We start from the raw sequence: 24417 nt of genomic DNA, 5'->3' as shown, positions 1-24417 counted from the left end.
TTAGTGCTCGCGTGCGTGGTTGATGGTGTAACGCGGGATCTCAACGACCAGATCTTCGTCGGTGACGCGCGCCTGGCAGCTCAGGCGGCTGTCAGGCTCCAGTCCCCAGGCTTTATCCAGCATATCGTCTTCATCTTCGGTACTTTCCGCAAGCGAGTCAAAGCCTTCACGCACGATGCAGTGGCAGGTGGTGCAGGCACAGGATTTTTCGCAGGCGTGTTCAATCTCGATGCCGCTACGCAGCGCCGCATCCAGAATAGTTTCACCGGTCTCAGCTTCCACAACGATGCCATCCGGACACAGGTCCTGGTGGGGCAGAAATACAATTTTTGGCATTTTAAACCTCGTCCACGGATTGGCCTTTCAGCGCGATACGGACCGACTGATCCATACGGCGGGCGGCGAATTCCTGGGTTTGTGTGTCGATATTTTTAATCGCTTCTTTAATGGCGTCGGCGTCGTCGCCTGCCGCGGCGGCGCGTACCTGCTCCGCAGCGGCATCGATAGCCTGACGCTCCGCGGCGCTTAACAGCGCGGCGTCGGCGGCCAGCGCGCTTGTCAGGCTCTCCAGGACGCGTGCGGCTTCCACTTTCTGTTCAGCCAGCATGCGCGCCTGAATATCCTGTTCGGCGTAGCTCATCGAATCTTTAATCATGGTGGCGATTTCGCCATCGGTCAGACCGTAAGACGGTTTCACCTGAATAGAGGCTTCCACGCCGGTCGACTTTTCCATCGCCGTGACGCTCAGCAGGCCATCGGCGTCCACCTGGAAGGTGACGCGAATATGCGCCCCGCCCGCCGGCAGCGCCGGGATACCGCGCAGCGCAAAGCGCGCCAGGGAGCGGCAATCCTGCACCAGCTCACGCTCGCCCTGCATCACATGAATGGACATCGCCGTTTGGCCATCTTTGAAGGTGGTGAACTCCTGGGCGCGGGCCACCGGAATGGTGGTATTACGCGGGATCACTTTCTCCACCAGGCCGCCCATGGTTTCCAGCCCTAACGACAGCGGGATAACGTCGAGCAGCAACAGTTCGCTGTCAGGCTTGTTGCCGACCAGAATATCGGCCTGGATCGCCGCGCCAATGGCGACGACTTTGTCAGGGTCGATGGAGGCCAGCGGGGTGCGACCGAAGAATTCGCCGACGCGCTCGCGCACCAGCGGCACGCGGGTGGAACCGCCGACCATCACCACTTCCAGCACCTCTTGCGCCTCAACGCCAGCGTCTTTCAGCGCCCGGCGGCAGGCCATTAACGTGCGTTTTACCAGCGGGGCGATCAGATCGTTAAACTGGCTGCGAGTGATATCGCCCTGCCAGCCGCCGACCTCAACGTGCGCCACCTCGGCATCGCTAAGGGCGATTTTCGCCGCGATGGCGGCATCCAGCAGCTCACGCTGCAGGCGGTTGTCGCTACGGTCGCTGAAGCCCGCCTGCTCGCGCAGGTAGTCCGCCAGCAGATGATCGAAATCATCGCCGCCGAGGGCCGAGTCGCCGCCGGTGGCCAGCACTTCAAACACCCCGCGGCTTAAGCGCAGAATAGAAATATCAAAGGTGCCGCCGCCGAGATCGTAGACCGCAATCACCCCTTCCTGGCCGGAATCAAGGCCATAGGCGATAGCCGCCGCGGTCGGTTCATTAAGCAGTCGCAGCACGTGCAGACCCGCCAGACGCGCCGCGTCTTTGGTCCCCTGACGCTGGGCGTCATCAAAGTAAGCGGGGACGGTGATGACCACGCCGTCGAGCTCGCCGGCCAGCGCTTCAGTGGCCCGGGCGGCCAGCGCTTTCAGGATATCGGCGGAGACGCGAATCGGGTTCAGCAGGCCGCCGGCGGTCTGGATCATCGGCAGGCCGTTTTCACTGGCCTGCAGCTGATACGGCAGATGCGGATAGCGGTGTTGGATATCGGCGAGGGAGCGCCCCATCATCCGTTTCACGGAGCTGATGGTATTGGCGGGATCCTGGGCGGCGTTCACCCGGGCGTCATAGCCGACGGTCAGCCCCGATGCGTGGTAATTCACCACCGACGGCAGCAGATAGCGGCCTTGATGATCGGGCAGAGTCTCGGCCTGGCCGCTACGCACGGTAGCCACCAGAGAATTGGTGGTGCCCAGGTCGATACCGGCCGCCAGACGACGCTGGTGCGGCGCGGCGCTCAGGCCGGGCTCACTAATTTGTAATAAGGCCATAATTGCTTCCGAAAATTAAAAATCGAGCAGTTTTTCTTCGAGTTCTTCAGCACTGCTGCGCAGTTTATCGAGGAAACGGAGCTTACGAACCGTGTCCGCCGCCGCTTCCCAGCTCTCATTATGCAATTGGTCAACCATCAGCTGATGGCGGGTATCAAACAGCGCTTTCACTCGTTTGATAAAGCCTTCCAGCCGCGCTTCGTCTTTCGCCTGGCCGATCTCATCCAGCTCTTCGCGCAGTTCCAGCTGTTCCATCAGGAACGCGGTATCGCGAACGGTATGCTGCTCGCTGGCCAGATCGAAGCCATGCAGCGAGAGGAGGTATTCTGCGCGGGTCAGGGGATGGCGCAGCGTCTGCCAGGCCTGGTTAATGGTGGCGGAATACTGAACCGCCGCAAGCTGTTCCGCAGCGGGCGCGCTGGCAAATTTATCCGGATGGTACTGGCGCTGCAGATCCTGATACCGGACAGCCAGTTGTTCAAGCGAGAGGGTATAGCTGGCTGGTAACCCGAAGAGGGTGAAATAGTCCATAGTAACCTCAGGGTCATGCATCTAAACGAAAACCCCACGCGCGGCGTGACCGCGGTGGGGTTGGGGAGTACCGATTATACGTTAAAGCTTTCGCCGCAGCCGCACTCATCTTTGACGTTAGGGTTAGTGAACTTGAACCCTTCGTTAAGGCCTTCTTTGACGAAGTCCAGCTGCGTGCCGTCGAGGAATTGCAGACTTTTGCCGTCGATCACGACCTTCACGCCTTTGTCTTCAAACACGGTGTCTTCAGCCGCCGGCTCGTCAACAAACTCCAGTACATAGGCCATACCTGAGCAGCCGGAGGTTCTCACGCCCAGGCGCAGGCCAAACCCTTTTCCGCGGTTTGCCAGGAAGGCATTGACTCGCGCTGCTGCACTGTCGCTAAGAGTAATCGACATAACAAAACCTCAACTAATTATTTTGCTTCACGTTTGCTTTTGTAATCCGCAATCGCGGCTTTAATCGCGTCTTCCGCCAGAATAGAGCAGTGAATTTTCACCGGCGGCAGCTCCAGTTCATCGGCGATATCGGTGTTCTTGATCGCCTGCGCTTCGTCCAGGGATTTACCCTTCACCCACTCGGTGACCAGAGAGCTGGAAGCGATAGCGGAACCGCAGCCGTAGGTCTTGAAGCGCGCGTCTTCAATGATACCTTCATTGTTGACTTTAATCTGCAACTTCATCACGTCGCCGCAGGCCGGCGCGCCGACCATGCCGCTGCCGACGTTCTCGTCGCTGTTGTCAAAAGAGCCGACGTTGCGCGGGTTCTCGTAATGATCGATAACTTTTTCGCTGTAAGCCATGATGAATTCTCCTTATTGGTGCCGAATTAGTGATGTGACCATTCAATACTGTTCAGATCCACGCCCTGTTTGAACATTTCCCACAGTGGAGAAAGCTCGCGCAGACGGCCAATGGATTTACGAATCAGGTTGATGGCGTAGTCAATCTCTTCTTCGGTAGTGAAACGACCTAAAGAGAAACGAATAGAACTGTGCGCCAGTTCATCAGTCATGCCTAACGCGCGCAGCACGTAGGATGGCTCAAGGCTCGCGGAAGTACAGGCTGAACCGGAGGAAACCGCCAGGTCTTTCAGCGCCATAATCAGCGACTCGCCTTCAACATAGTTGAAGCTGACGTTAAGAATGTTCGGCGCGCCCTGCTCGAGGTCGCCGTTGAGGTACACTTCTTCCATATCCTTCACGCCGTTCCACAGACGGTTGCGCAGCGTGCGCAGACGCGCCATCTCGCTTTCCATCTCTTCTTTGGCGATACGGTAAGCTTCACCCATGCCGACGATTTGGTGAACAGGCAGAGTACCGGAACGCATACCGCGCTCGTGGCCGCCGCCGTGGATTTGCGCTTCGATACGAATACGCGGCTTACGACGCACGTACAGCGCGCCGATGCCTTTCGGACCGTAGATTTTGTGACCGGAGAAGGACATCAGGTCAACTTTCAGCTGGCTCAGATCGATAGGCAGCTTGCCCACGCTCTGGGTGGCGTCTACGTGGTAAATGATACCGCGGGCGCGACACATCTCGCCGATGGTAGCGATATCCTGCACCACGCCGATTTCGTTATTCACATGCATGATGGAAACCAGGATGGTGTCATCACGCATCGCCGCTTCCAGCTCTTTCAGATCGATAATCCCATTGCTCTGCGGCGCCAGGTAGGTCACTTCGAAGCCTTCGCGCTCCAGCTGACGGCAGGTATCCAGAACCGCTTTATGCTCGGTTTTGCTGGTGATGATGTGCTTGCCTTTTTTCTGATAAAAGTTGGCTGCACCCTTGATCGCCAGGTTGTCGGATTCAGTCGCACCAGAGGTAAAGACGATTTCGCGCGGGTCGGCACCGACCAGCTCGGCAATCTGATTGCGGGCGATATCAACCGCCTCTTCAGCCTGCCAGCCAAAACGGTGGGAACGGGAGGCCGGGTTACCAAAGGTCCCGTCCATGGTCAGGAACTGCATCATTTTCTCGGCAACACGCGGGTCCACCGGCGTGGTTGCGGAGTAATCGAGGTAAATCGGTAATTTCATTGCTCTTAAACTCCGTACATCACTCAATGCAAGGAATCAGGCAACCGGCTTGATGTACGACCGAGTACACGGAATGTCGGAGCATCCCGGCCTGATTCTGAAAGCTCTTTATAATCGTTGTCCCGCCGTTTCGCGCTGCCTCGCCCTGTCAGCCGCAGCCCGAAACGGGACGGGTCACTCAGGCGCGCAGCTTAACGTCGATCGCGTCCTGGGTGCGCGCATTGCGCTGGGTTTCGTGCTGATGCTGACGACCGGAAACATCGAGGATCTCCTGGTTATTCACCAGTTCCCCGAGGGTGATATTGTTCAGGAAGCCGGTCAGGCGTTCGCTCAGATCGCGCCACAGCGCGTGAGTCAGGCATTTATCGCCGCCCTGACAGCCGCCCTTGCCCTGGCAACGGGTGGCGTCAACGGATTCGTCCACGGCGCTAATGACTTCGCCGACGGCGATACTGCCGGCATCTTTACCTAACAGATAACCGCCGCCTGGGCCACGAACGCTGGAAACCAGGCCATTTTTACGCAGGCGAGAGAACAGCTGTTCCAGATAGGAAAGCGAAATTCCCTGACGCTCTGAAATATCTGCCAACGGCACCGGGCCCGTTTCAGAGTTGAGCGCAACGTCAAGCATCGCGGTCACGGCATAACGCCCTTTAGATGTCAGTCTCATGTCTTACTTAACCTCAAACTCGCCCCTGGCCGGGCTTTTTATTAATATGGGTATTGCATAGCAGGGCCAAGTCTGACATTCCCGAGTAATTTGGTCAACTATTTACTTGACTGTTTTAGTCAGGTATTTGGCTTTCCGTGCCGTTTTCCTTCCGCGTTGCCGGGCGCCCTCACCCCGGCCCTCTCCCACCAGGAGATAGCAAGGGCCGCGTGATTTGCATGCCGGATAAGCGCAGCGCCATCCGGCATCAACGCGGTTACTTGCCTTTATTCTGCTGGTCAATCGAGGCCAGCATGCCGCGCAGGATGTTCAGCTCCTGGCTTTCCGGGCGCGCACGAGTGAACAGACGACGCAGTTTGTTCATCACCTGCCCCGGATGATTCGGGCGAATAAAGCCCGTCGCCAGCAGCGTCTGCTCAAGATGACCGTAGAAACGCTCCAGGTCATCCACCAGCGGGTACGGCGCTTCTTCGTGCTCAACCGCCGGCTGCGCTTGCTCCTGCGCCGCCAGCCAGGCCATCCGCACTTCGTAGGCGATAACCTGCACCGCCATCGCCAGGTTCAGCGAGCTGTACTCCGGGTTGGCGGCGATGGCCACATGGTAGTGACACTTCTGCAGTTCGTCGTTGGTCAGGCCAACGCGCTCGCGGCCAAACACCAGCGCCACCGGCGCATGCTGGCCTTCGGCGATGCTTTTCAGGCCGCATTCGCGGGGATCGAGCATCGGCCACGGCAGCGTGCGGGAGCGCGCGCTGGTGCCAACCACCAGGCTACAGCCCGCCAGCGCTTCATCAAGGGTATCGACGATCTGCGCGTTGCCAATGACGTCGCTGGCGCCCGCGGCCAGCGCAATGGCCTGGGAATCAGGTTTCACCAGCGGATTGACCAGCCACAGGTTGGTTAAGCCCATGGTTTTCATCGCGCGGGCAACGGAGCCCATATTGCCGGTGTGGGAGGTTTCTACCAGTACGATTCGAATATTTTGCAGCATTATGGTTCTTCGGCTAAAGATTATTCGGGCATGCTACCATAAAACGGAGACATAAGCAGAATTCGCTGTTATTATATGCGCCGTTTTTTCCCGTTCTTTAACATCCAGTGAGAGAGACCGATGCATCCGATGCTGAACATCGCCGTGCGCGCCGCGCGCAAGGCGGGTAATTTAATTGCCAAACACTACGAAACGCCAGACACCGTAGAAACCAGCCAGAAAGGCAGCAATGATTTTGTGACCAACGTCGATAAAGCCGCCGAAGCGATTATTATCGAAACCATTCGCAAATCTTACCCGCAGCACACCATTATCACCGAAGAAAGCGGTGAACACGCTGGTGAAGAGCAGGATGTTCAATGGGTTATCGATCCACTGGATGGCACCACCAACTTCGTTAAACGTCTGCCGCACTTCTCTGTTTCCATCGCCGTACGCATCAAAGGCCGTACTGAAGTCGCGGTGGTTTACGATCCGATGCGTAACGAACTGTTCACCGCGACCCGCGGCCAGGGCGCGCAGCTGAACGGCTACCGTCTGCGCGGCAGCAACGCTCGCGACCTCGACGGCACCATCATCGCGACCGGCTTCCCGTTCAAGGCGAAGCAGCACGCCACCACTTACATGAATATTCTCGGCAACATGTTCACCGAATGCGCCGATTTCCGCCGCACCGGCTCCGCCGCGCTGGATCTGGCCTACGTTGCCGCCGGCCGCGTTGACGGTTACTTTGAAATTGCCCTGAAACCATGGGATTTCGCCGCAGGCGAGCTGATCGCCCGTGAAGCAGGCGCTATTGTTTGCGACTTCACCGGCGGTCATAACTATATGCTGACGGGCAACATCGTTGCCGGTAACCCGCGTGTGGTGAAAGCGATGCTGGCGAATATGCGCGAGCAGCTGAGCGACGCGCTGAAGCGTTAATCTCTTGCAGATGTAAAAAGGAAGCCGCGGCTTCCTTTTTTTATGTTCTAAAACGGCCGCAAACCGCCGCTTGGCGCGATCGCGCTACTCCACATCACGACAGCGGCCACCAGCAGCGCCACGCCGCCGGCCAGCGCCAGCGTCAGCCAGCCCACCTGGCGCCACAGCGGCGGCGCCTGATGCCGACCCAGCTTCACCGCCAGCTGGCGAAAACTATGCACCAGCAGCGCCAGCGCCGTGATAGTCAATGAGGTCCCTGCCGCCATCGCCAGCGCCGCCGCCATCCCCCAGTTGAACACCCCGATCACCTTGCTGAACAGCAGGACCATGATCGCCCCCGAGCAGGGACGCATGCCCATCGACAGGACAATCACGGTGCGAGCCCGCCAGTCGTCGCCGGCCTGCAGCTGCTCCGGGGCCGGGAGATGCTGATGCCCGCAGCCGCAGTGTTCGTTATGAACATGATGCGGGGTAAACGCGGTAAACGTTGGCCGGCTCAGCAGCAGACGCAGCTTTTTCAGCGCCCTCAAGCAGAGCAGCAGACCTAACGCGCCCACCAGCAAATAGCTCCCCTTCTCGAGCCAGAAACTACTGAGATGCAGCTGGCGCGCCGGCAGCTGCAGCAGCGCCAGCACCACTACCACCAGCGCGATAGCCACCAGCCCCTGCAATAAAGAGGCGGCCAGCGTCAGGTTAATACTCGATTTCAACTTCGAAGGATGGGTGGCAAGCCAGGTGGTAATGACAATTTTGCCGTGGCCGGGCCCTAAGGCATGGAGCACCCCGTAAACGAAGCTGAACCCAAGCAGCGACAGCCCCGCCGCCGCCGGATTCTCCGCCACCGCCTGCAGCAGGCGGCTGAGCTCCAGATTGAGCGCGCGCTGCCAGAACGCGCTCTGCATCAGCACCTGCGGCCAGGCCTGCCACAGCCAGAAGCCGCCCGTGACGCTCACGGCCAGCAGTAGCGCCAACGGCCACAGCGCTTTCCAGCGCGACGCGCGCGTGCGCGGGGTAAAAATTACTGACATGTCAGGGTCACCTTCTGGGCAAAATAGCTGCCCAGCGCCATATCCTCCGGCGGCGCATCCGCTTTATCCAGCGACTGGGCGTATGAGAGCATTTTGTCATTCGGTTTTGGCGTCATTACCGTTGCCTTACAGTCGGCCTGCAGCGCTGCGGGCAGGGAAAAATCGCTATCTTTGTCATAAAACATGTCGACATAGTAGGTCGGGTCGAAAGTGGAAAAGGTAAATGTCTGTCCGGCAACGGGTTGCGGCGTCGCCAGCGGCAGGGTGAAGGTTAGTACCGCCTGCAGGCCGTCGCGCTCAAGACCGTAGCCGTCGGGGCGATTTTCAAATTTCACCCGCTGGCCGTTGTGCCACAGCTCGCTGAAATAGTGCTGGCCGAGCACGTTGGCCATCACCTCCGCCGCCAGTTTTTTCCATACTTCGCTGCCTGGTTTAGCGTTTCTGGCGTCGTAGAGCAGATCCGATGAGGTAATTTCATCCATCGTCCAGCGCATTTTAAACCCGCTAAGCAAGCCCTCTTTGACCACCGGCTCGCTCTGCAAACTGATGAAGCTATGCGGATGCGCGGCGGCTGTCCATGATAAAACCATGAAAAACGCCGCGCTGGTGCATTGTTTCACTCTGTTCATCTGTTCCTCACGTGAAAAATTCTGTGAACTTCGCCAGCAATCCTGAGCTAAAGCGGGCGCACTTCCCTGCCCCCGCCGCTGTCATTGTCTATTCTTAGCGGAAACCCTAACTGGAACTTACCAGATGATGACCGTCATTGAACCACCATCTGCGCTTTCCAGTCCACAGCGCCGTAGCCAGGTGCTCCTGATGTTTTATCTGCCCGGACAGTCGGTAACGACTGAACGGCTTGGCAGAATCAACCTCGTTGATGAGACCACGGCCCGGCAGGATATTGAGGAGACCGGACGCGAAATTCAGCGTTACCACCGCCTGACCCTTCGGTCACAGGTGGACGGCAGCTATCGGATTGAAGGCGCCGCGCTCGACCAACGTTTATGCCTGCTGCATGCGCTGCGGCGGGGCCTGCGCCTGTGCCCGCAGTTCGTTAACCATCATTTTACCCCGGCGCTGAAAACGCAGCTTAAACAGGAAGGCATCGCCCGTACCCTGTACGATGATACTAACCTGCAGGCGCTGGTGAACCGCTGCGCGCGAGCGCTCAATCGCCAGTTCGACTGCCGGGACGTTCAGTTTCTGCGCCTGTACCTGCAGTACTGTCTGCTTGAGCATCACCGGGGATATTCACCCGACTTCAATGATGAACAGCAACGCTGGGCGCAGACCGCCGCCGAGTTCACCCTGGCGCAGGAGATTGTCCGCCACTGGCAGCGTCGGGTCGGCGCGACGCCGCATGTCGGAGAGCCTTTTTTCCTCTCGCTGCTGTTTATGATGCTCAAAACCCCCGATCCGCTCCGCGATGGTCACCCGCAGGATCGACGCCTGCGGCTGGCTATTTCCGGCCTGATCCACCGCTTCCAGATGCTCGCCGGCAGGTCGTTCAGTGACGAGCAGGGGCTGAGCGATCAGCTTTATATTCACTTGTCGCAGGCGTTGATCCGCAGCGTGTTTGCTATCGGCATCGATAACACGCTCACAGAGGAAGTGAGCCGGCTCTATCCTCGCTTACTGCGCACCACCCAGGCGGCATTGAGCGAATTCGAGGAGGCCTGGCACGTCCGTTTTAATGAGGAAGAGACCGGCTTAATCGCAGTGATCTTTGGCGCCTGGCTGATGCAGAAAAGCGACCTGCATGAGAAGCAGGTTCTGCTGCTGACCGATGATAATCCGGATATGGAGGCGGCCCTGGAGCAGCAGTTGCGCGAACTGACGCTGCTGCCGCTGAACATTAAATACCAGAGCGTAGAGCGCTTTCAGAAAGAGGGGGCGCCCAAAGGGGTGACGCTTATCGTCACCCCCTATGCGACGGCGCTGCCGCTGTTTTCACCGCCGCTGATCCACGCGGAGAACTGCTTCACTGAACGCCAGCAGCAGCATATCTGCGCGATGCTCGAAGACTAGGCCGCCACCGTTTTTGGCCGGATAGCCAGCGCCGGGATGGTCAGCAGCGCCATCACCCAGAACACGCCCTGGTGCAGGTGCTGGTAGAGGAAGCCGGCGAAGACGGTCATGATGGCAATACTGCCGCCCATCGCCACCGCGGAGTAGACGGCCTGCAGGCGGATCACTTCGCTGCCCTGGCGGGCGGCGATATAGCGCATCGCCGCCAGATGACACACCGTAAAGGTGCCGCAGTGAAGGATCTGCGCGAGGATAAGCCCCGGCAGCGCCGTGCTCCAGCCCATCAGCGTCCAGCGGACCAGCCCGCACAGGGCAGAGAGCAGCAGCAGATCCCGCGCGCTGAAGCGGCGGAACACCTTTTTACTCAGCGCGAAGATCACCACTTCCGCCACCACGCCTAGCGACCACAAATAGCCCACCGCCGAGGCCGAATAGCCTGCCTGCTGCCAGTAAATGGCGCTAAAGCCGTAGTAGGCGGCGTGCGCCCCCTGCAGCAGGCAAACGCAGGCGAGAAAGCGCCAGCTCTGGCGCACCAGCGTCAGCCAGGCCGCCAGCCCGGCCCCCTGCTGCTGGCGCGACGCCCCCTCGGGCATCACCGACGGTTTCAGCAGCATGCCGAGCAGCATCGAGGCGACGCCCAGGCTGAGCATCAGCAGGATCGCCCGGTAATCAAACAGGCTCACCAGCTTGCCGGTCAGCGCCGAACCAATCACAAAGGCGATAGAGCCCCATAGCCGCACCCGGCCATAGTCCATGGTGATTTGCTTTTGCCAGGTATTGGCCAGGGCATCCGTCAGCGGCACCAGCGGCGAAAAGAACAGGTTGAAGCCCACAATGATCGCCAGCAGCCATGCGACGTGGCTGCCGGCCCAGAAGGCCAGCGCGAAGAGCAAGGTTAACAGCGCCAGCACGCGCAGCGCGGCGATCAGCCGGGAGGGGTCGCTCACCCGCGGGGCGATCAGCAGGCTGCCGAGAAAACGGGCTACCAGACCGGCGCCGAGCAAGATGCCGATGGTTTCCGGGGTCAGTCCGTTACCGGCCAGCCAGACGCTCCAGAAGGGCAGAAAAATACCGTAGCTAAAAAAGTAGGTGAAGTAACTGAGCGCCAGCCAGCGCGTGGAGTGCAAGACCATGATTCCCTCCCGAATGGAGGCGACAGTCTGGCGATAAACCCCGGCGGACGCAAGTCAGGCAGAAAGCGGAAAAAGGCGGTTTATTCACCATGGTGCCTCGTTCTCCGGGCGACGCCCCTGGCGGAAAAAATGGCATTCCGGCGGATACCGCGGCTGAAACGCAGTGCCCGAGGCGTTGGAGGTAGCCATGGCGTAGGATGACAGACCAGACAGGCTGACAGACATAACCCTGAAAGTTTGCGTTAAAATCGTGAAGTTCATCACAGCTTACGACCGACGTTCAGGCGCCGCCGCCCGTCAGCGGTCCGCTACAGACAGGAGATTATCCTGCAGCCGCATGCTCTCTGGCCGTGGCGATAAAATCGGCCAGCGCCGGCTTGATGGTGCCTTTTTTCCATGCCATCAGCAGCGCAATGGTCGGGGCATTGCCGGCGATAGGACGAAAAACCACCCGGCCAGTATTAAAATGATTCATATAACCGGGTATCAAAGTCACCCCGAGCCCCATCCCCACCAGATTCATGGTCACCAGAATATTGGTCGCCACCTGGACAATACGCGGCTGGCTTTTTTGCTGTTCGAACCACGCCTGGACGATCGGCGCCAGCGCACCAGAGTACGCCGGGTCAGTGCTGACAAAATCAACGCCGTCCAGCTGGCTGGCGCTCACCTTCTCTGCTTTCGCCAGCGGATGATCTACCGGCAGCACCACCACCAGCGGTTCGTGGAGCAACTCAAGATAGTCAATTTCCGGACTGTAGATCGGGTGGCGCATCAGTCCGATATCCAGTTCACCGCTGCGAATTTTATCTTCCTGCTCGGTGGTGATAAGACTGACCAGCTCAACCCGGGTATTCGGTTGTTTGCGGCGAAACAAGGGCAGAACGCCGGGCAGCAAATTGACTTCGGCCGACGGAACAAAACCAATCGCCAGGTGGTTATCGTGCTGGACGATTTTTCGCGCGCGCATTTTGGCACTCTCTGCCTGGTCGAGTATCGCCTTCGCATCCTGCAGAAAACACTCCCCCGCCGCCGTCAGCGTCACCTTGCGTTTGTCGCGCTCAAGCAACGACACGCCGACGCACTGTTCCAGATCGCGAATTTGACTGCTCAGCGAAGGCTGCGAGGTATGCAGTTTTTCTGCCGCGCGGGTGAAGTTTAGTTCCTGCGCCACCGCGACGAAATAGCGCAGGTGCCTCAATTCCATCAACCCCTCCTTGTTATCGATAAAACATCTCAGCTGGTAGAAATTAACTATTTCACACATTGATAACCCACAAGCAACATAAGGATGACACAAAAAAGAGAAGGTCAATACCTCTTACCCCACAGGATGAAAAAAATGACCATCAAAATGAAAACCGATGTCTACCAACTGGTCGACCCGCAAAACGGTCGCGTCACCCCACGGATCTATACCGACCCTGAGATCTATCAGCTTGAGCTGGAGCGGATCTTTGGCCGCTGCTGGCTGTTTCTGGCCCATGAAAGCCAGATCCCGCGGTCAGGGGATTTCTTTAACACGTACATGGGTGAAGATGCCGTGGTGGTGGTCCGCCAAAAGGACGGCAGCATTAAAGCCTTTTTAAATCAATGTCGTCACCGCGCGATGCGCGTGAGCTACGCCGACTGCGGCAATACCCGGGCCTTCACCTGCCCCTATCACGGCTGGTCTTATGGCATCGACGGCGAGCTGATCGACGTCCCGCTCGAGCCGCGCGCCTACCCGCAGGGGCTGTGCAAGTCCCACTGGGGGCTTAATGAAGTCCCGTGTGTGGAAAGTTACAAAGGCCTTATTTTCGCCAACTGGGATCCTACAGCCCCCACGCTGCGTGACTATCTGGGCGATATGGCCTGGTATCTTGACGGCGTCCTCGACCGTCGTGAAGGCGGGACCGAGATCGTTGGCGGCGTACAGAAGTGGACCATCGACTGCAACTGGAAATTCCCTGCCGAGCAGTTCGCCAGCGACCAGTATCACGCGCTGTTCAGCCACGCCTCGGCGGTGCAGGTGCTGGGCGCGAAAGATGATGGCAGTGAAAAGCGCCTGGGCGAAGGACAGACCGCCCGCCCGGTGTGGGAGACTGCCAAAGACGCGCTGCAGTTTGGTCAGGAGGGGCACGGCAGCGGCTTTTTCTTCACCGAACAGCCGGACGCTAACGTCTGGGTCGACGGCGAGGTCTCCCGCTATTACCGCGATACCTTTGCCGAAGCCGAGCAGCGGCTGGGCACCGTCCGCGCCCTGCGCCTCGCAGGTCACAATAACATCTTCCCGACCCTCTCGTGGCTAAACGGTACCGCCACGCTGCGCGTCTGGCACCCGCGAGGACCGGATCGGGTCGAGGTCTGGGCATTCTGTCTCACCGATAAAGCCGCCTCCGATGAGGTCAAAGCGGCGTTCGAAAACAGCGCCACGCGCGCCTTTGGTCCGGCTGGTTTCCTCGAGCAGGATGACTCGGAAAACTGGTGTGAAATTCAAAAACTGCTGAAAGGACACCGGGCGCGTCACACCAGCCTGTGCCTGGAGATGGGATTAGGCGAGGAAAAACGCCGCACAGACGGCATTCCGGGGATAACCAACTATATCTTTTCCGAAACTGCCGCCCGCGGTATGTACCAGCGCTGGGCCGATCTGTTAAGCAGCGAAACGTGGCAGGAAGTGCAGGAAAAAACCGCCGCTTACCAGCAGGAGGTGATGAAATGAGCGCCTTAGTCTCTGCTGAACTGCACTACAGCATCAGCCAGTTCCTCTACGAAGAGGCGCGTCTGCTGGACGACTGGCAGTTTCGCGACTGGCTGACGCAGCTGGACGACGAGATCCGCTACACCATGCGCACGACCGTCAACGCCCAGACCCGCGACCGTCGCAAAGGGGTCCAGCCGCCGACCACCTGGATCTTTAATGACAACAAAGACCAGCTTGAGCGCCGGATTGCTCGCCTGGAGACCGGCATGGCATGGGCAGAGGAGCCGCCATCCCGCACCCGCCATCTGATTAGCAACCTGCAGATCAGCGAAACCGGACAACCGGATCGCTTCGCCGTGCGCCTTAACTATCTGCTATATCGCGCGCAAAAGGAGCGTGACGAGACCTGCTACGTCGGCACGCGGAGGGACACCGTCCGCCGTCTGCCTGGCGGCGAGTGGCGCCTGACGGCTCGAGAGATCGTGCTCGATCAGGCAGTGATCGCGTCCCACAACCTGAGCGTACTCTTCTGATGAATCGAATATTCGCCTGCTCCACCGTGGAGCTGCCGGAGGGGGAAGCCCTCCGCCTGGAGACCTCTCCCGTTATTGCCCTGTTCCATATTGGCGGAGCGTTTTATGCCGTTAACGATCGCTGCAGCCATGGCAACGCGTCGATGTCCGAAGGCTACCTGGAAGACGACGCGACGGTGGAATGTCCACTACACGCCGCCAGTTTCTGCCTGAAAACCGGCAAAGCGCTGTGTCTGCCCGCCACCGAGCCGCTGACCACCTATACCGTGCACGTGGAAGGCGGTGAGGTGTTTATTGATATTCCTGAGGAGGCCTGATGAGCGATTTACGCGATAACGTGGTGTTGATTACCGGCGGCGGTTCCGGACTGGGTCTGGCGCTGATTGAGCGCTTTATTGACGAGGGGGCGAAGGTCGCGACCCTCGAACTGTCCGGCGCGAAAGTCGCCAGCCTGCGCCAGCGCTTTGGCGATCGGGTGCTGGCGGTGGAAGGCAGCGTAACCCGCTACGGTGATTATCAGCGCGCAGTGGATCAGATCCTCACCACCTATGGCCGTCTGGACTGTTTTATCGGCAACGCCGGCATCTGGGATCATAACGCCTCCCTGATGGACACCCCGGCGGAGGCGCTGGAGAATAGCTTCCATGAGCTGTTCAACGTCAACGTGCTGGGCTATCTGCTCGGCGCTAAGGCCTGCGCCCCGGCATTAATCGCCAGCGAAGGCAGCATTATTCTGACCCTCTCCAACGCGGCCTGGTATCCGGGCGGCGGCGGCCCGCTCTACACCGCCAGCAAACATGCGGCGACCGGCTTAATTCGCCAGCTGGCCTACGAGCTGGCGCCGAAGGTGCGGGTCAACGGCGTTGGTCCCTGCGGAATGGCGACCGATCTGCGCGGCCCGCAGGCGCTGGGGCAAAGCGACACCACGATAATGCACTCCCTGACGGCGGAGAAGATCGCCGCCATCCTGCCACTGCAGTTTTTCCCCGAACCGGTCGATTTCACCGGCCCGTACGTCATGCTGGCTTCCCGACGGAATAATCGGACGCTGAGCGGGGTGATGATCAATGCCGATGGCGGGCTGGGGATCCGCGGGATCCGCCATGTCGCCGCCGGACTAAACCTTTAAGGAGTGATGATGAGCGAACCGATGATTGCCATTATCGGCGGTGGACAGGCCGGGGCGATGGCCGCCGCGGCCCTCCGCCAGCAGGGTTACCAGGGTCCCCTGCACCTGTTTTCTGATGAACCCCATTTACCCTATGAGCGCCCGCCGCTGTCGAAAGCGATGCTGCTGGATGCAGATCCGCAGCGACAGCCGGTGCTCCCCGCCAGCTGGTGGCAGGACAACAACGTCCAGCTGCATCTCGGTGTGACGCTGCGCGATATCGATCGTCAGGCGCAGAGCCTGACGCTGGCAGACAATCGCGTCTTTCACTGGCGACAACTGCTGCTGGCGACCGGAGCCGCCGCCAGGCCGCTGCCGCTGCTCGACGCGCTGGGGGAACGTTGCCTGACCCTGCGACACGCCGGCGATGCTGCGCGTCTGCGCGCGGCGCTGCAGCCAGGGAGTGAGGTGGTTATCGTCGGCGCAGGCACCATCGGCCTGGAGTTGGCCGCCAGCGCTATTCAGCGCGGCTGTCGCGTCACGGTGGTGGAGCAGGCGTCGACGGTGATGGGTCGCAACGCCCCGCCGCCGGTCCGCGATTACCTGCTGGCCCGCCATCGCCAGGCCGGGGTACGGGTGCTGTTGAACCGCGCCATCGAACAGGCGGAACAGGGAACCCACCTCACCCTCACTTTACAGAGTGGCAAAACCCTGCGCGCCGGGACGGTCGTATATGGCATTGGCATCGTGGCTAACGATGCTCTCGCGCGCCGCGCCGGGCTGGAGACCGACAATGGCATCGTCGTGGATGCCGACGGCAGGACCTCGGACCCGGCTATTTTTGCCGCCGGCGACGTCACGCTGACGCGGCAATCAGATGGTTCGCTGTCGCGCGTCGAGAGCTGGGAAAATGCCAATATCCAGGCGCAGATTGCCGCTGCGGCCATGCTTGGCAAACCACGCCCCGCCAGGGCGCCAGGCTGGTTCTGGACCGATCAGTACGAAGATAACCTGCAGTTTATTGGCGATATGCAGGGCGAAAAGTGGTGGTGTCGGGGAGCGCCCGCCGATCGCAAAGCGATCTGGTTCCAGCTGCGTGACGGCGTGTTAACCGGCGCGGTCACCCTCAATCACGGTCGCGAGATCCGCACGCTGCGCAAGCTCATCCAGAGTGGTCAAGCGGTGAACGCCGAAACGCTATGCGATGAAAGCGTCCCGTTAAAAACGCGGTAATTTCGTTGTTCAGCAGACCGGGGATGTTGCCAGAACTAACGTGGCGGGAAGCAAAAACGTGTATTACGTTTAAAGGACACTTCTCTCATAACGAGCTGATTATGAACACACTCCGCTATTTTGATTTTGGCGCATCCCGCTCTCTGCTACTGCTTATCGCCCGCATCGCCGTGGTAGTTCTGTTTATTCTTTTTGGCTACCCCAAACTGCTGGGCTTTGACGGTACGGTGCAGTACATGGCCGCCTCCGGCGCGCCGATGCCGACCCTGGCGGCGATTATCGCCGTCATTATGGAAGTGCCTGCCGCCATTTTAATTGTGCTGGGCTTTTTCACCCGCCCGCTGGCGGTCATCTTTATCTTCTACACCCTGGGCACCGCGGTGATTGGCCATCACTACTGGGATATGACTGGCGATGCGGTATTGCCGAACATGATTAACTTCTGGAAAAACGTCAGCATCGCCGGCGCTTTCCTGCTGCTGGCGGTAACCGGCCCCGGAGCGATTTCGCTCGACCGCCGCTAATCCCCAGACGCAAAAAAGGCCGCAAACGCGGCCTTTTTGATGTCAACGCTAACGCTTACGCATAAACCGGGAAGCGGGCGCAGATATCCAGGACTTTGCCTTTCACGCGCTCAATGACCGCGTCGTCATTGATATTGTCCAGCACGTCACACATCCAGCCAGCCAGCTCTTTGACTTCCGCTTCTTTAAAGCCGCGGCGAGTCACTGCCGGAGAACCGATACGGATACCGGAGGTTACGAACGGGCTCTTCGGATCGTTCGGCACGCTGTTTTTGTTGACGGTGATGTTGGCGCGCCCCAGGGCAGCGTCAGCTTCTTTACCGGTCAGGTTTTTATCCACCAGGTCCAGCAGGAACAGATGGTTCTCAGTACCGCCAGACACCACTTTGTAGCCGCGGTTCAGGAACACTTCCACCATTGCTTTGGCGTTTTTCGCAACCTGCTGCTGGTAAACTTTAAACTCTGGCTCCATCGCTTCTTTCAGCGCCACCGCTTTCGCTGCGATAACGTGCATCAGCGGGCCGCCCTGCGCGCTTGGGAATACCGCAGAGTTCAGTTTCTTGTACAGCTCTTCGCTACCGCCTTTCGCCAGGATCAGGCCGCCGCGCGGACCCGCCAGGGTTTTGTGGGTGGTGGTGGTCACGACGTGAGCATGCGGAACCGGGTTCGGATACACGCCAGCGGCAATCAGGCCTGCCACGTGCGCCATGTCGACAAACAGGTATGCGCCGATGCTGTCAGCGATTTCACGCATTTTTGCCCAGTCAACGATACCGGAGTAAGCGGAGAAACCACCGATGATCATCTTCGGTTTATGTTCCTGTGCCTGCTTCGCCATGTCGTCATAGTCAATTTTGCCGGACTCATCAATACCGTAAGGGATGATGTTGTACAGTTTGCCGGAGAAGTTAACCGGAGAGCCGTGAGTCAGGTGGCCGCCCTGCGCCAGGTTCATCCCCAGCACGGTATCGCCCGGCTGCAGCAGCGCGGTGTAGACGGCAAAGTTAGCCTGGGAGCCGGAGTGCGGCTGGACGTTAGCATAGTCAGCGCCGAACAGCTCTTTCGCGCGGTCGATAGCCAGCTGCTCAACCACGTCGACATATTCGCAGCCGCCGTAGTAACGCTTGCCCGGATATCCTTCAGCATATTTGTTGGTCAGCTGAGAGCCCTGCGCCTGCATCACGCGCGGACTGGTGTAGTTTTCGGAGGCGATCAGTTCGATGTGCTCTTCCTGACGTACTTTTTCCTGCTCCATAGCCTGCCACAGTTCGGCATCATAATCGGCAATGTTCATTTCACGCTTTAACATCCGCATCTCCTGACTCAGCTAACAATAAAATTTCGGCCTAAAAAGGCGGTCCGATTGGACAACGGCCCACAGTATAACCGAATCATTCTGTGATAACAGGTCTTGACAAAGGATTTTACGCAAACGTTTGGCTCCGCATGACACAAGGCTTTGAGCAATAACGCCTCTCTCAGTATCAACGGATTTCTTTTCAGGATTGTGATGCAAATTCTTCATGTTGTAACTGCAACGGCGGAAAGTGTTAAAGAACCATTTACAACGCAGGGTTATTTCCTTAAGATGCATTTAAAATACATCATTAAGGTAACACACAAGGAAGCACGCTATGCTCGACGCTCAAACCATCGCTACGGTCAAAGCCACCATCCCCCTGCTGGTAGAGACTGGACCAAAATTAACCGCCCATTTCTACGATCGTATGTTTGCGCATAACCCGGAGCTCAAAGAGATCTTCAATATGAGCAACCAGCGCAACGGCGACCAGCGAGAAGCGTTGTTCAACGCCATTGCCGCCTACGCCAGCAATATCGATAACCTGCCCGCCCTGCTGCCGGCGGTGGAAAAAATCGCCCAGAAACACACCAGTTTCCAGATCAAACCGGAGCAGTACAACATCGTGGGCAGCCATCTGCTGGCGACCCTCGATGAAATGTTCAGCCCGGGTCAGGAAGTCCTTGATGCCTGGGGGAAAGCTTACGGCGTGCTGGCGAACGTCTTTATCGGCCGCGAAGCCGAGATCTATCAGCAAAACGCCAGTAAAACCGGCGGCTGGGAAGGGACCCGCGCGTTCCGCATCGTGAAGAAAACCCCGCGCAGCCAGCTTATCACCAGCTTTGAGCTCGAGCCGGTCGACGGCCAGCCGGTCGCCGATTACCAGCCTGGCCAGTATCTGGCCATCTGGCTGAAGCCGGAAGATTTCGAATATCAGGAAATTCGCCAGTACTCCCTGACCCGCAAAGCGGACGGCAAGGGCTACCGCATCGCGGTTAAACGCGAAGAAGGCGGCCAGGTTTCCAGCTGGCTGCATAACCATGCCAGCGAAGGCGATGTGGTCTATCTCGCGGCGCCGGCCGGGGACTTCTTCCTTAACGTTGAACAGCAGACGCCGGTCACTCTGCTCTCCGGCGGCGTCGGGCAAACGCCGATGCTGGCGATGCTGGATGCGCTGGCGAAGAGCCGCCATCAGGGTCAGGTGAACTGGTTCCATGCGGCAGAGAACGGCGACGTGCACGCCTTCGCGGACGAAGTTAAAACGCTGGGTGAAACCCTGCCGAAGTTTACATCTCACGTCTGGTACCGCAGCCCGAGCGAAGCGGACCGTGAATCCGGCGCGTTTGATAGCGAAGGTTTGATGGATTTAACGGCCCTGGCCGGCAAGATCGGCGACCCGCAAATGCAGTTCTATCTCTGCGGCCCGGTGGCGTTTATGCAGTTTGCCGCGAAGCAGCTGGTAGATCTGGGCGTGAGCAGCGGCAACATTCATTACGAATGCTTCGGGCCGCATAAGGTGCTGTAAGCCCCGACGACGCGGGGATTTGTAGGCCGGGTAAGCGCAGCGCCACCCGGCAATACTACAGCGAGCGGCGAGCGTTAAATCGCCGCGTCGTCTTCTTCGCCGGTACGGATACGAATCACGCGCGCGACATCAAAGACAAAGATTTTACCGTCACCGATTTTGCCGGTCTGCGCGGTACGGATGATGGTATCCACACAGGTATCGACGATATCGTCGGTCACCACGATTTCAATTTTCACTTTCGGCAGAAAATCAACCATATACTCCGCGCCGCGGTAGAGTTCGGTGTGCCCTTTCTGGCGGCCAAAGCCTTTCACTTCCGTTACCGTCATCCCGGTGATGCCGACTTCGGCCAGCGCTTCACGCACGTCATCCAGTTTGAAAGGTTTAATAATCGCATCAATCTTTTTCATGGTGTTCCTGTCTTAGTCGCGTAACCGGTTGCTTACCGTATCATAACTTGCGCTATGTTGCGGAGCTACTCTTTAAAGTCGTTGGCGTCGAGCTCATGGCGCGACAGCAGCTTATAGAATTCAGTGCGGTTGCGTCCAGCCATCCGCGCGGCGTGGGTGACGTTGCCCCTGGTAATCTGCAGCAGCTTGCGCAGGTAGTTCAGCTCAAACTGATTGCGCGCCTCCACGAAGGTCGGCAGGGCGGTGTTCTCGCCCTCCAGCGCCTGCTCCACCAGCGCATCGCCGATCACCGGCGACGAGGTCAGGGCCACGCACTGCTCAATCACGTTCACCAGCTGGCGCACATTGCCCGGCCAGTTGGCGGCCATCAGCCGCTTCATCGCATCGCTGGAAAACGCCCGAACGAACGGCTTATGGCGATCGGCGGACTGACGCAGCAGATGGTTGGCCAACAGCGGAATATCTTCCGTGCGTTCGGAGAGCGGCGGGATCTTCAGGTTAACCACATTGAGGCGATAGAACAGATCTTCGCGAAACTCGCCGCGGGCCATCGCCTTCGGCAGGTCGCGGTGGGTGGCGGAGATGATCCGCACGTTGATCTCGATATCGCGGTTGCTGCCGAGCGGGCGTACCTTACGCTCCTGCAGGACGCGCAGCAGCTTCACCTGCAGGGCGACCGGCATATCGCCGATCTCATCGAGAAACAGCGTACCGCCTTCGGCGGCCTGGAATAACCCTTCGCGGTTGCTGACCGCGCCGGTAAAGGCGCCCCGCGCATGGCCGAACAGTTCGGACTCGAGCAGCTGTTCCGGCAGCGCGCCGCAGTTAATCGCCACGAACGGCTTGTCATGACGCGGGCTGGCGTTGTGGATCGCCTGGGCGACTATCTCCTTCCCGGTCCCGCTCTGGCCATTAATCAGCACGCTAACGTCGGACTGCGCCACCATCCCGGCCTGCTCGAGCAGGCGCAGCATCAGCGGGCTGCGGGTGACAATGGCCTGACGCCAGGCTTCGTCGGTGGCTGGCGAGCGCTGCTCCAGCGCCTCATCAATGGCTTGATACAAGGCGTCTTTATCAACCGGCTTAGTCAGGAAGCTGAAGACGCCCTGCTGGGTGGCCGCCACCGCGTCGGGGATCGAGCCATGGGCGGTGAGAATGATCACCGGCATGCCGGGCTGCCCCTTCTGGATCTCACTGAACAGCTGCAGACCGTCCATTTCATCCATCCGCAGATCGCTAATCACCAGATCCACCTTCTCACGCCCCAGCACGCGCAGCGCTTCCGGGCCGCTCTCGGCGGTGACCACACTATAGCCTTCGCTGACCAGCCGCATGCCCAGCAGCTTCAGCAGCCCCGGATCGTCATCCACCAGCAGCAAACGCGCCGGTTTACGGATCGTCATGGATCACCTCCGGCACTTTTTCGCTGCCGAAATTGCCGCCCGGCTTGCGGCTGGAGAGCTGGCGTTCAATATCGGTCAGATTCTCCAGCTTACGGGTGGTCAGCTCCAGCTGTTCGCGCAGCGACTGCTCCTGCTGGCGCAACGTCTCCAGCTCGCTATCGCTGGACTGCTGAAGCTTCGCGTAGCGGGCTCGCTCCTCCACCAGCTGCAGCTGACGGGTCTGCCCGTCGCGCCAGAGCTGATACAGCGGGCGGACCTGAACGGCGATTTGCGGGCTGAAGGTGTCGAGACGCGCCACCAGCCCGCGGCGCTCGTCAGGGGTAATTTTGGCATCGGCAAGCAGAATGCCGCGGCGGAACGCGTCCTGCCAGCTGTCGTCGGTATGGCGTTTCGCCTCCGCTCGCGCCTGCGCCGGCGCGAGACGATCGGCGCAGTCAATGCCCCGCAGCCAGTAGAGGGGGTTTTTGTCGCTGGCATCGCTGCTGTGCGCCCAGATATCGGCGCAGTCCACCGCGACAAAATCGGCCACCTGATGCTGCGCCTGCCCGGGGGCGGCGGCACCTTCCGCACTATGCGGCGAGAAGCCGGCGGAACACCCCGCCAGCGTCAGACAAGCAATGCCTGAGAGCAGCCATCCGCTAAGGGAACGGCGCCAGGCCAGGAATTGGGACATAGTTCCCCGATATCGATTCATTAGTTGGATTATTCCGGCGCTGAGGGAAGCATAATGCGAAAACAGACCTGCCCGGCGGGGGCGTCAACCAGACTGAGCTCCCCTTGCATCTGACGGACGCAGTCGCGGGCGATGCTTAACCCCAGTCCACTGCCTTTCACGGCCCCTTTACGCTGGTGACTCCCCTGGTAAAAGGGCTCAAAAATCATATTCTTTTCCGCGGCCGGGATCGGTTCGCCGCTGTTGGCGACATCAATACGCACCTGCTCTCCGTGCCGGTAGCTATGGATACGAATGTTACCGGATTCAGCGCCATAGTGCACCGCATTGGAGTAGAGATTATCCATTACGCTTATCAATAGCGCAGGCTCTGCCAGACAATGCCGCGCCTGCAGCGCCAGCTCGGTATGCATCAGTTTAGCCCGCGCGGGCAAACTGTGCGCCGCCACGACGTTTTCCACCAGCTCCACCAGGTCCACTTCTTCCCGGGCTACCGGGCCGTCGGCCTGTTTGCGGTTGTAGTCCAGCAGCTGTTCAATCAGCTTTTGCAGGTTGCGGCTGCTGCTGTCGAGGATCTCGACGATCTCCTGCTGCTCCGGCGTCAGCGGCCCGGCGACACGGTCGGCCAACAGCTCGGTGCCTTCACGCATACTGGCCAGCGGGGTTTTCAGCTCATGCGACAGATGGCGAAGAAACTGATGTCGCTGCGACTCCAGCCATGCCAGGCGCTCGCTGAGCCAGATAATGCGCTTGCCCACCGAGCGCAGCTCGCGCGGGCCGGTAAACAATGCCGCGTCGTCCAGCGACTTCCCAGCCCCCAGCTGGTTGATCATTCTTTCGATGCCTTTCACCGGGCCGATGATCATGCGGGTAAAAAGCAGCACCAGCGCCAGGCTCAGCAGAAACAGCACCAGCGCCTGCCAGCCGAAAAACTGGCCGCGCTCGGCAATCTCCTGCTGCAGCTGCTGGCCGCGGGAATAGACCACCGCCCGGGTCGCCTGGACCATGTCGCTGTTATTACTGGCGAACACTTCCAGTCTGGCGGCTGCCTGGGCGTCGGGGCCGCTGTTGTTACACTGCAGCTGCGCCAGATCGCTGACATCCTGGCGCAGCGCCTGCCAGAGCTTCTCGTCCGGCAGCACGCCGGCGTGCGCGTCCAGCATCTGGCTGTAGCGCTGCCGCTGGTTTTGATAGACGCGCGCCAGCGTCGGATCGTCCAGCACGCAGTACTGGCGATAGCTGCGCTCCATCTCCAGCGCGGCATTGATCATCGCCTCGCTGCGGCGGGCATCGACCAGCGTAGTGCGGTTGATATGCGCCGCCTGGGCGCTGAGGGCATTGAGGCTCTGCCAGGCCTGCCAGGCCAGCACCAGCAACGGCAGCAGGATCAGCACAAAGGAGAGCGTCACCAGTTGACGCAGCGAACGGGGAAAAAGAGAGAGTCGCTTCAAGGGTGTGGTCTCAATCATTAGCTCTGGTC

26 protein-coding genes are annotated in these 24417 nt (G+C 59.3%); 9 read left to right on the top strand and 17 right to left on the bottom strand.

Annotated features, from left to right (window positions below; translation table 11 throughout):
• The 8 genes from fdx to trmJ all read right to left on the bottom strand — a co-directional run bounded on the left by fdx (window position 1) and on the right by trmJ (window position 6423).
• Window positions 1-336: an ISC system 2Fe-2S type ferredoxin gene (fdx, locus tag LGM20_RS06555; RefSeq protein WP_004201872.1), complete on the bottom strand. Its 336-nt coding sequence runs from the start codon at window positions 334-336 to the stop codon at window positions 1-3.
• A gap of 1 nt (window position 337) precedes the next feature.
• The gene (hscA, locus tag LGM20_RS06550; RefSeq protein WP_044524348.1) at window positions 338-2188 is read right to left on the bottom strand and encodes a Fe-S protein assembly chaperone HscA; all 1851 of its coding nucleotides are present in this window, start codon (window positions 2186-2188) and stop codon (window positions 338-340) included.
• 15 nt (window positions 2189-2203) lie between these two features.
• Window positions 2204-2719 carry a co-chaperone HscB gene (hscB, locus tag LGM20_RS06545; RefSeq protein WP_023290644.1) on the bottom strand — a complete coding sequence of 172 codons (516 nt, stop codon included), beginning with the start codon at window positions 2717-2719 and terminating at the stop codon, window positions 2204-2206.
• A 74-nt stretch (window positions 2720-2793) separates the two neighbouring features.
• The gene (gene iscA / locus LGM20_RS06540; RefSeq protein ID WP_002913979.1) at window positions 2794-3117 is read right to left on the bottom strand and encodes an iron-sulfur cluster assembly protein IscA; all 324 of its coding nucleotides are present in this window, start codon (window positions 3115-3117) and stop codon (window positions 2794-2796) included.
• Between the two features lie 17 nt (window positions 3118-3134).
• Window positions 3135-3521, bottom strand: a complete 387-nt coding sequence (gene iscU, locus LGM20_RS06535) for a Fe-S cluster assembly scaffold IscU (protein ID WP_002913991.1) — start codon at window positions 3519-3521, stop codon at window positions 3135-3137.
• A 26-nt stretch (window positions 3522-3547) separates the two neighbouring features.
• Window positions 3548-4762, bottom strand: coding sequence for a cysteine desulfurase (iscS, locus tag LGM20_RS06530; RefSeq protein WP_017900428.1), 1215 nt, complete (start codon window positions 4760-4762; stop codon window positions 3548-3550).
• Window positions 4763-4940: 178 nt separating this feature from the next.
• Complete coding sequence (iscR, locus tag LGM20_RS06525; protein ID WP_002913993.1) at window positions 4941-5432, bottom strand: Fe-S cluster assembly transcriptional regulator IscR; 492 nt, start codon at window positions 5430-5432, stop codon at window positions 4941-4943.
• A gap of 256 nt (window positions 5433-5688) precedes the next feature.
• On the bottom strand, window positions 5689-6423 hold the full coding sequence (trmJ, locus tag LGM20_RS06520) for a tRNA (cytosine(32)/uridine(32)-2'-O)-methyltransferase TrmJ (RefSeq protein ID WP_023290645.1): 735 nt from the start codon (window positions 6421-6423) through the stop codon (window positions 5689-5691).
• A 120-nt stretch (window positions 6424-6543) separates the two neighbouring features.
• Between trmJ and suhB the strand changes: the two genes are divergently transcribed.
• Window positions 6544-7347 (top strand): inositol-1-monophosphatase, encoded by an 804-nt coding sequence (gene suhB, locus LGM20_RS06515; RefSeq protein ID WP_002913995.1) that lies wholly within the window; start codon window positions 6544-6546, stop codon window positions 7345-7347.
• A gap of 47 nt (window positions 7348-7394) precedes the next feature.
• Here suhB and LGM20_RS06510 read toward each other — a convergent pair whose 3' ends face one another.
• Both LGM20_RS06510 and LGM20_RS06505 read right to left on the bottom strand, forming a co-directional pair.
• Window positions 7395-8375, bottom strand: a complete 981-nt coding sequence (locus tag LGM20_RS06510) for a nickel/cobalt transporter (protein WP_044524349.1) — start codon at window positions 8373-8375, stop codon at window positions 7395-7397.
• Window positions 8366-9004, bottom strand: a complete 639-nt coding sequence (locus tag LGM20_RS06505; protein WP_044524350.1) for a DUF1007 family protein — start codon at window positions 9002-9004, stop codon at window positions 8366-8368. The genes LGM20_RS06510 and LGM20_RS06505 overlap by 10 nt, the downstream gene beginning before the upstream one ends.
• A gap of 124 nt (window positions 9005-9128) precedes the next feature.
• On the opposite strand from LGM20_RS06505, the gene csiE reads away from it, so the two are divergent.
• Entirely contained in the window at window positions 9129-10406 is a 1278-nt protein-coding gene (gene csiE / locus LGM20_RS06500; protein WP_023290648.1) for a stationary phase inducible protein CsiE, read from the top strand.
• Here csiE and LGM20_RS06495 read toward each other — a convergent pair.
• Window positions 10403-11539: a 3-phenylpropionate MFS transporter gene (locus tag LGM20_RS06495; protein ID WP_044524351.1), complete on the bottom strand. Its 1137-nt coding sequence runs from the start codon at window positions 11537-11539 to the stop codon at window positions 10403-10405. The two genes, csiE and LGM20_RS06495, sit on opposite strands and share 4 nt — an antisense overlap.
• Window positions 11540-11861: 322 nt before the next feature.
• On the bottom strand, window positions 11862-12746 hold the full coding sequence (hcaR, locus tag LGM20_RS06490; protein WP_044524353.1) for a DNA-binding transcriptional regulator HcaR: 885 nt from the start codon (window positions 12744-12746) through the stop codon (window positions 11862-11864).
• Between the two features lie 135 nt (window positions 12747-12881).
• On the opposite strand from hcaR, the gene hcaE reads away from it, so the two are divergent.
• The 6 genes from hcaE to LGM20_RS06460 all read left to right on the top strand — a co-directional run bounded on the left by hcaE (window position 12882) and on the right by LGM20_RS06460 (window position 17623).
• On the top strand, window positions 12882-14243 hold the full coding sequence (gene hcaE, locus LGM20_RS06485; RefSeq protein WP_044524354.1) for a 3-phenylpropionate/cinnamic acid dioxygenase subunit alpha: 1362 nt from the start codon (window positions 12882-12884) through the stop codon (window positions 14241-14243).
• Window positions 14240-14758, top strand: a complete 519-nt coding sequence (hcaF, locus tag LGM20_RS06480; RefSeq protein WP_044524355.1) for a 3-phenylpropionate/cinnamic acid dioxygenase subunit beta — start codon at window positions 14240-14242, stop codon at window positions 14756-14758. Before hcaE ends, hcaF begins: the two co-directional genes overlap by 4 nt.
• Window positions 14758-15075 carry a 3-phenylpropionate/cinnamic acid dioxygenase ferredoxin subunit gene (hcaC, locus tag LGM20_RS06475; RefSeq protein WP_044524356.1) on the top strand — a complete coding sequence of 106 codons (318 nt, stop codon included), beginning with the start codon at window positions 14758-14760 and terminating at the stop codon, window positions 15073-15075. The genes hcaF and hcaC overlap by 1 nt, the downstream gene beginning before the upstream one ends.
• On the top strand, window positions 15075-15887 hold the full coding sequence (gene hcaB, locus LGM20_RS06470) for a 3-phenylpropionate-dihydrodiol/cinnamic acid-dihydrodiol dehydrogenase (RefSeq protein ID WP_044524357.1): 813 nt from the start codon (window positions 15075-15077) through the stop codon (window positions 15885-15887). Before hcaC ends, hcaB begins: the two co-directional genes overlap by 1 nt.
• A gap of 9 nt (window positions 15888-15896) precedes the next feature.
• A complete protein-coding gene (gene hcaD, locus LGM20_RS06465; protein WP_044524358.1) occupies window positions 15897-17099 on the top strand; it encodes a phenylpropionate dioxygenase ferredoxin reductase subunit in 1203 nt (400 codons plus the stop codon).
• Window positions 17100-17200: 101 nt separating this feature from the next.
• Complete coding sequence (locus LGM20_RS06460) at window positions 17201-17623, top strand: DoxX family protein (RefSeq protein ID WP_023290656.1); 423 nt, start codon at window positions 17201-17203, stop codon at window positions 17621-17623.
• A 55-nt stretch (window positions 17624-17678) separates the two neighbouring features.
• Here LGM20_RS06460 and glyA read toward each other — a convergent pair whose 3' ends face one another.
• Window positions 17679-18932 carry a serine hydroxymethyltransferase gene (gene glyA / locus LGM20_RS06455; RefSeq protein WP_002914027.1) on the bottom strand — a complete coding sequence of 418 codons (1254 nt, stop codon included), beginning with the start codon at window positions 18930-18932 and terminating at the stop codon, window positions 17679-17681.
• Between the two features lie 325 nt (window positions 18933-19257).
• Between glyA and hmpA the strand changes: the two genes are divergently transcribed.
• The gene (gene hmpA / locus LGM20_RS06450) at window positions 19258-20448 is read left to right on the top strand and encodes an NO-inducible flavohemoprotein (RefSeq protein ID WP_044524360.1); all 1191 of its coding nucleotides are present in this window, start codon (window positions 19258-19260) and stop codon (window positions 20446-20448) included.
• A 74-nt stretch (window positions 20449-20522) separates the two neighbouring features.
• Here the strand turns inward: hmpA and glnB are convergent, their stop codons facing one another.
• The 4 genes from glnB to LGM20_RS06430 all read right to left on the bottom strand — a co-directional run bounded on the left by glnB (window position 20523) and on the right by LGM20_RS06430 (window position 24388).
• A complete protein-coding gene (gene glnB / locus LGM20_RS06445; RefSeq protein WP_002914032.1) occupies window positions 20523-20861 on the bottom strand; it encodes a nitrogen regulatory protein P-II in 339 nt (112 codons plus the stop codon).
• 65 nt (window positions 20862-20926) lie between these two features.
• Entirely contained in the window at window positions 20927-22264 is a 1338-nt protein-coding gene (gene glrR / locus LGM20_RS06440) for a two-component system response regulator GlrR (RefSeq protein ID WP_023290658.1), read from the bottom strand.
• Window positions 22251-22937 carry a two-component system QseEF-associated lipoprotein QseG gene (qseG, locus tag LGM20_RS06435; protein ID WP_044524361.1) on the bottom strand — a complete coding sequence of 229 codons (687 nt, stop codon included), beginning with the start codon at window positions 22935-22937 and terminating at the stop codon, window positions 22251-22253. Before qseG ends, glrR begins: the two co-directional genes overlap by 14 nt.
• Before the next feature lie 29 nt (window positions 22938-22966).
• Window positions 22967-24388 carry a sensor histidine kinase gene (locus tag LGM20_RS06430; RefSeq protein ID WP_072413789.1) on the bottom strand — a complete coding sequence of 474 codons (1422 nt, stop codon included), beginning with the start codon at window positions 24386-24388 and terminating at the stop codon, window positions 22967-22969.
• Between the last annotated feature and the right edge of the window lie 29 nt (window positions 24389-24417).

Origin of the sequence: Klebsiella quasipneumoniae subsp. quasipneumoniae (assembly GCF_020525925.1) — a bacterium.
In the GTDB taxonomy this organism is placed as follows: Bacteria; Pseudomonadota; Gammaproteobacteria; order Enterobacterales; family Enterobacteriaceae; genus Klebsiella; species Klebsiella quasipneumoniae.
Note: the sequence above shows the minus strand (reverse complement) of the source record. Positions and strands in the feature narration are given on the sequence as shown.

What these genes read in the sequence shown, in the direction of transcription:
- fdx (WP_004201872.1), bottom strand. Translation starts at nt 336, where the DNA reads ATGCCAAAAATTGTATTTCTGCCCCACCAGGACCTGTGTCCGGATGGC.
- hscA (WP_044524348.1), bottom strand. Translation starts at nt 2,188, where the DNA reads ATGGCCTTATTACAAATTAGTGAGCCCGGCCTGAGCGCCGCGCCGCAC.
- hscB (WP_023290644.1), bottom strand. Translation starts at nt 2,719, where the DNA reads ATGGACTATTTCACCCTCTTCGGGTTACCAGCCAGCTATACCCTCTCG.
- iscA (WP_002913979.1), bottom strand. Translation starts at nt 3,117, where the DNA reads ATGTCGATTACTCTTAGCGACAGTGCAGCAGCGCGAGTCAATGCCTTC.
- iscU (WP_002913991.1), bottom strand. Translation starts at nt 3,521, where the DNA reads ATGGCTTACAGCGAAAAAGTTATCGATCATTACGAGAACCCGCGCAAC.
- iscS (WP_017900428.1), bottom strand. Translation starts at nt 4,762, where the DNA reads ATGAAATTACCGATTTACCTCGATTACTCCGCAACCACGCCGGTGGAC.
- iscR (WP_002913993.1), bottom strand. Translation starts at nt 5,432, where the DNA reads ATGAGACTGACATCTAAAGGGCGTTATGCCGTGACCGCGATGCTTGAC.
- trmJ (WP_023290645.1), bottom strand. Translation starts at nt 6,423, where the DNA reads ATGCTGCAAAATATTCGAATCGTACTGGTAGAAACCTCCCACACCGGC.
- suhB (WP_002913995.1), top strand. Translation starts at nt 6,544, where the DNA reads ATGCATCCGATGCTGAACATCGCCGTGCGCGCCGCGCGCAAGGCGGGT.
- LGM20_RS06510 (WP_044524349.1), bottom strand. Translation starts at nt 8,375, where the DNA reads ATGTCAGTAATTTTTACCCCGCGCACGCGCGCGTCGCGCTGGAAAGCG.
- LGM20_RS06505 (WP_044524350.1), bottom strand. Translation starts at nt 9,004, where the DNA reads ATGAACAGAGTGAAACAATGCACCAGCGCGGCGTTTTTCATGGTTTTA.
- csiE (WP_023290648.1), top strand. Translation starts at nt 9,129, where the DNA reads ATGATGACCGTCATTGAACCACCATCTGCGCTTTCCAGTCCACAGCGC.
- LGM20_RS06495 (WP_044524351.1), bottom strand. Translation starts at nt 11,539, where the DNA reads ATGGTCTTGCACTCCACGCGCTGGCTGGCGCTCAGTTACTTCACCTAC.
- hcaR (WP_044524353.1), bottom strand. Translation starts at nt 12,746, where the DNA reads ATGGAATTGAGGCACCTGCGCTATTTCGTCGCGGTGGCGCAGGAACTA.
- hcaE (WP_044524354.1), top strand. Translation starts at nt 12,882, where the DNA reads ATGACCATCAAAATGAAAACCGATGTCTACCAACTGGTCGACCCGCAA.
- hcaF (WP_044524355.1), top strand. Translation starts at nt 14,240, where the DNA reads ATGAGCGCCTTAGTCTCTGCTGAACTGCACTACAGCATCAGCCAGTTC.
- hcaC (WP_044524356.1), top strand. Translation starts at nt 14,758, where the DNA reads ATGAATCGAATATTCGCCTGCTCCACCGTGGAGCTGCCGGAGGGGGAA.
- hcaB (WP_044524357.1), top strand. Translation starts at nt 15,075, where the DNA reads ATGAGCGATTTACGCGATAACGTGGTGTTGATTACCGGCGGCGGTTCC.
- hcaD (WP_044524358.1), top strand. Translation starts at nt 15,897, where the DNA reads ATGAGCGAACCGATGATTGCCATTATCGGCGGTGGACAGGCCGGGGCG.
- LGM20_RS06460 (WP_023290656.1), top strand. Translation starts at nt 17,201, where the DNA reads ATGAACACACTCCGCTATTTTGATTTTGGCGCATCCCGCTCTCTGCTA.
- glyA (WP_002914027.1), bottom strand. Translation starts at nt 18,932, where the DNA reads ATGTTAAAGCGTGAAATGAACATTGCCGATTATGATGCCGAACTGTGG.
- hmpA (WP_044524360.1), top strand. Translation starts at nt 19,258, where the DNA reads ATGCTCGACGCTCAAACCATCGCTACGGTCAAAGCCACCATCCCCCTG.
- glnB (WP_002914032.1), bottom strand. Translation starts at nt 20,861, where the DNA reads ATGAAAAAGATTGATGCGATTATTAAACCTTTCAAACTGGATGACGTG.
- glrR (WP_023290658.1), bottom strand. Translation starts at nt 22,264, where the DNA reads ATGACGATCCGTAAACCGGCGCGTTTGCTGCTGGTGGATGACGATCCG.
- qseG (WP_044524361.1), bottom strand. Translation starts at nt 22,937, where the DNA reads ATGTCCCAATTCCTGGCCTGGCGCCGTTCCCTTAGCGGATGGCTGCTC.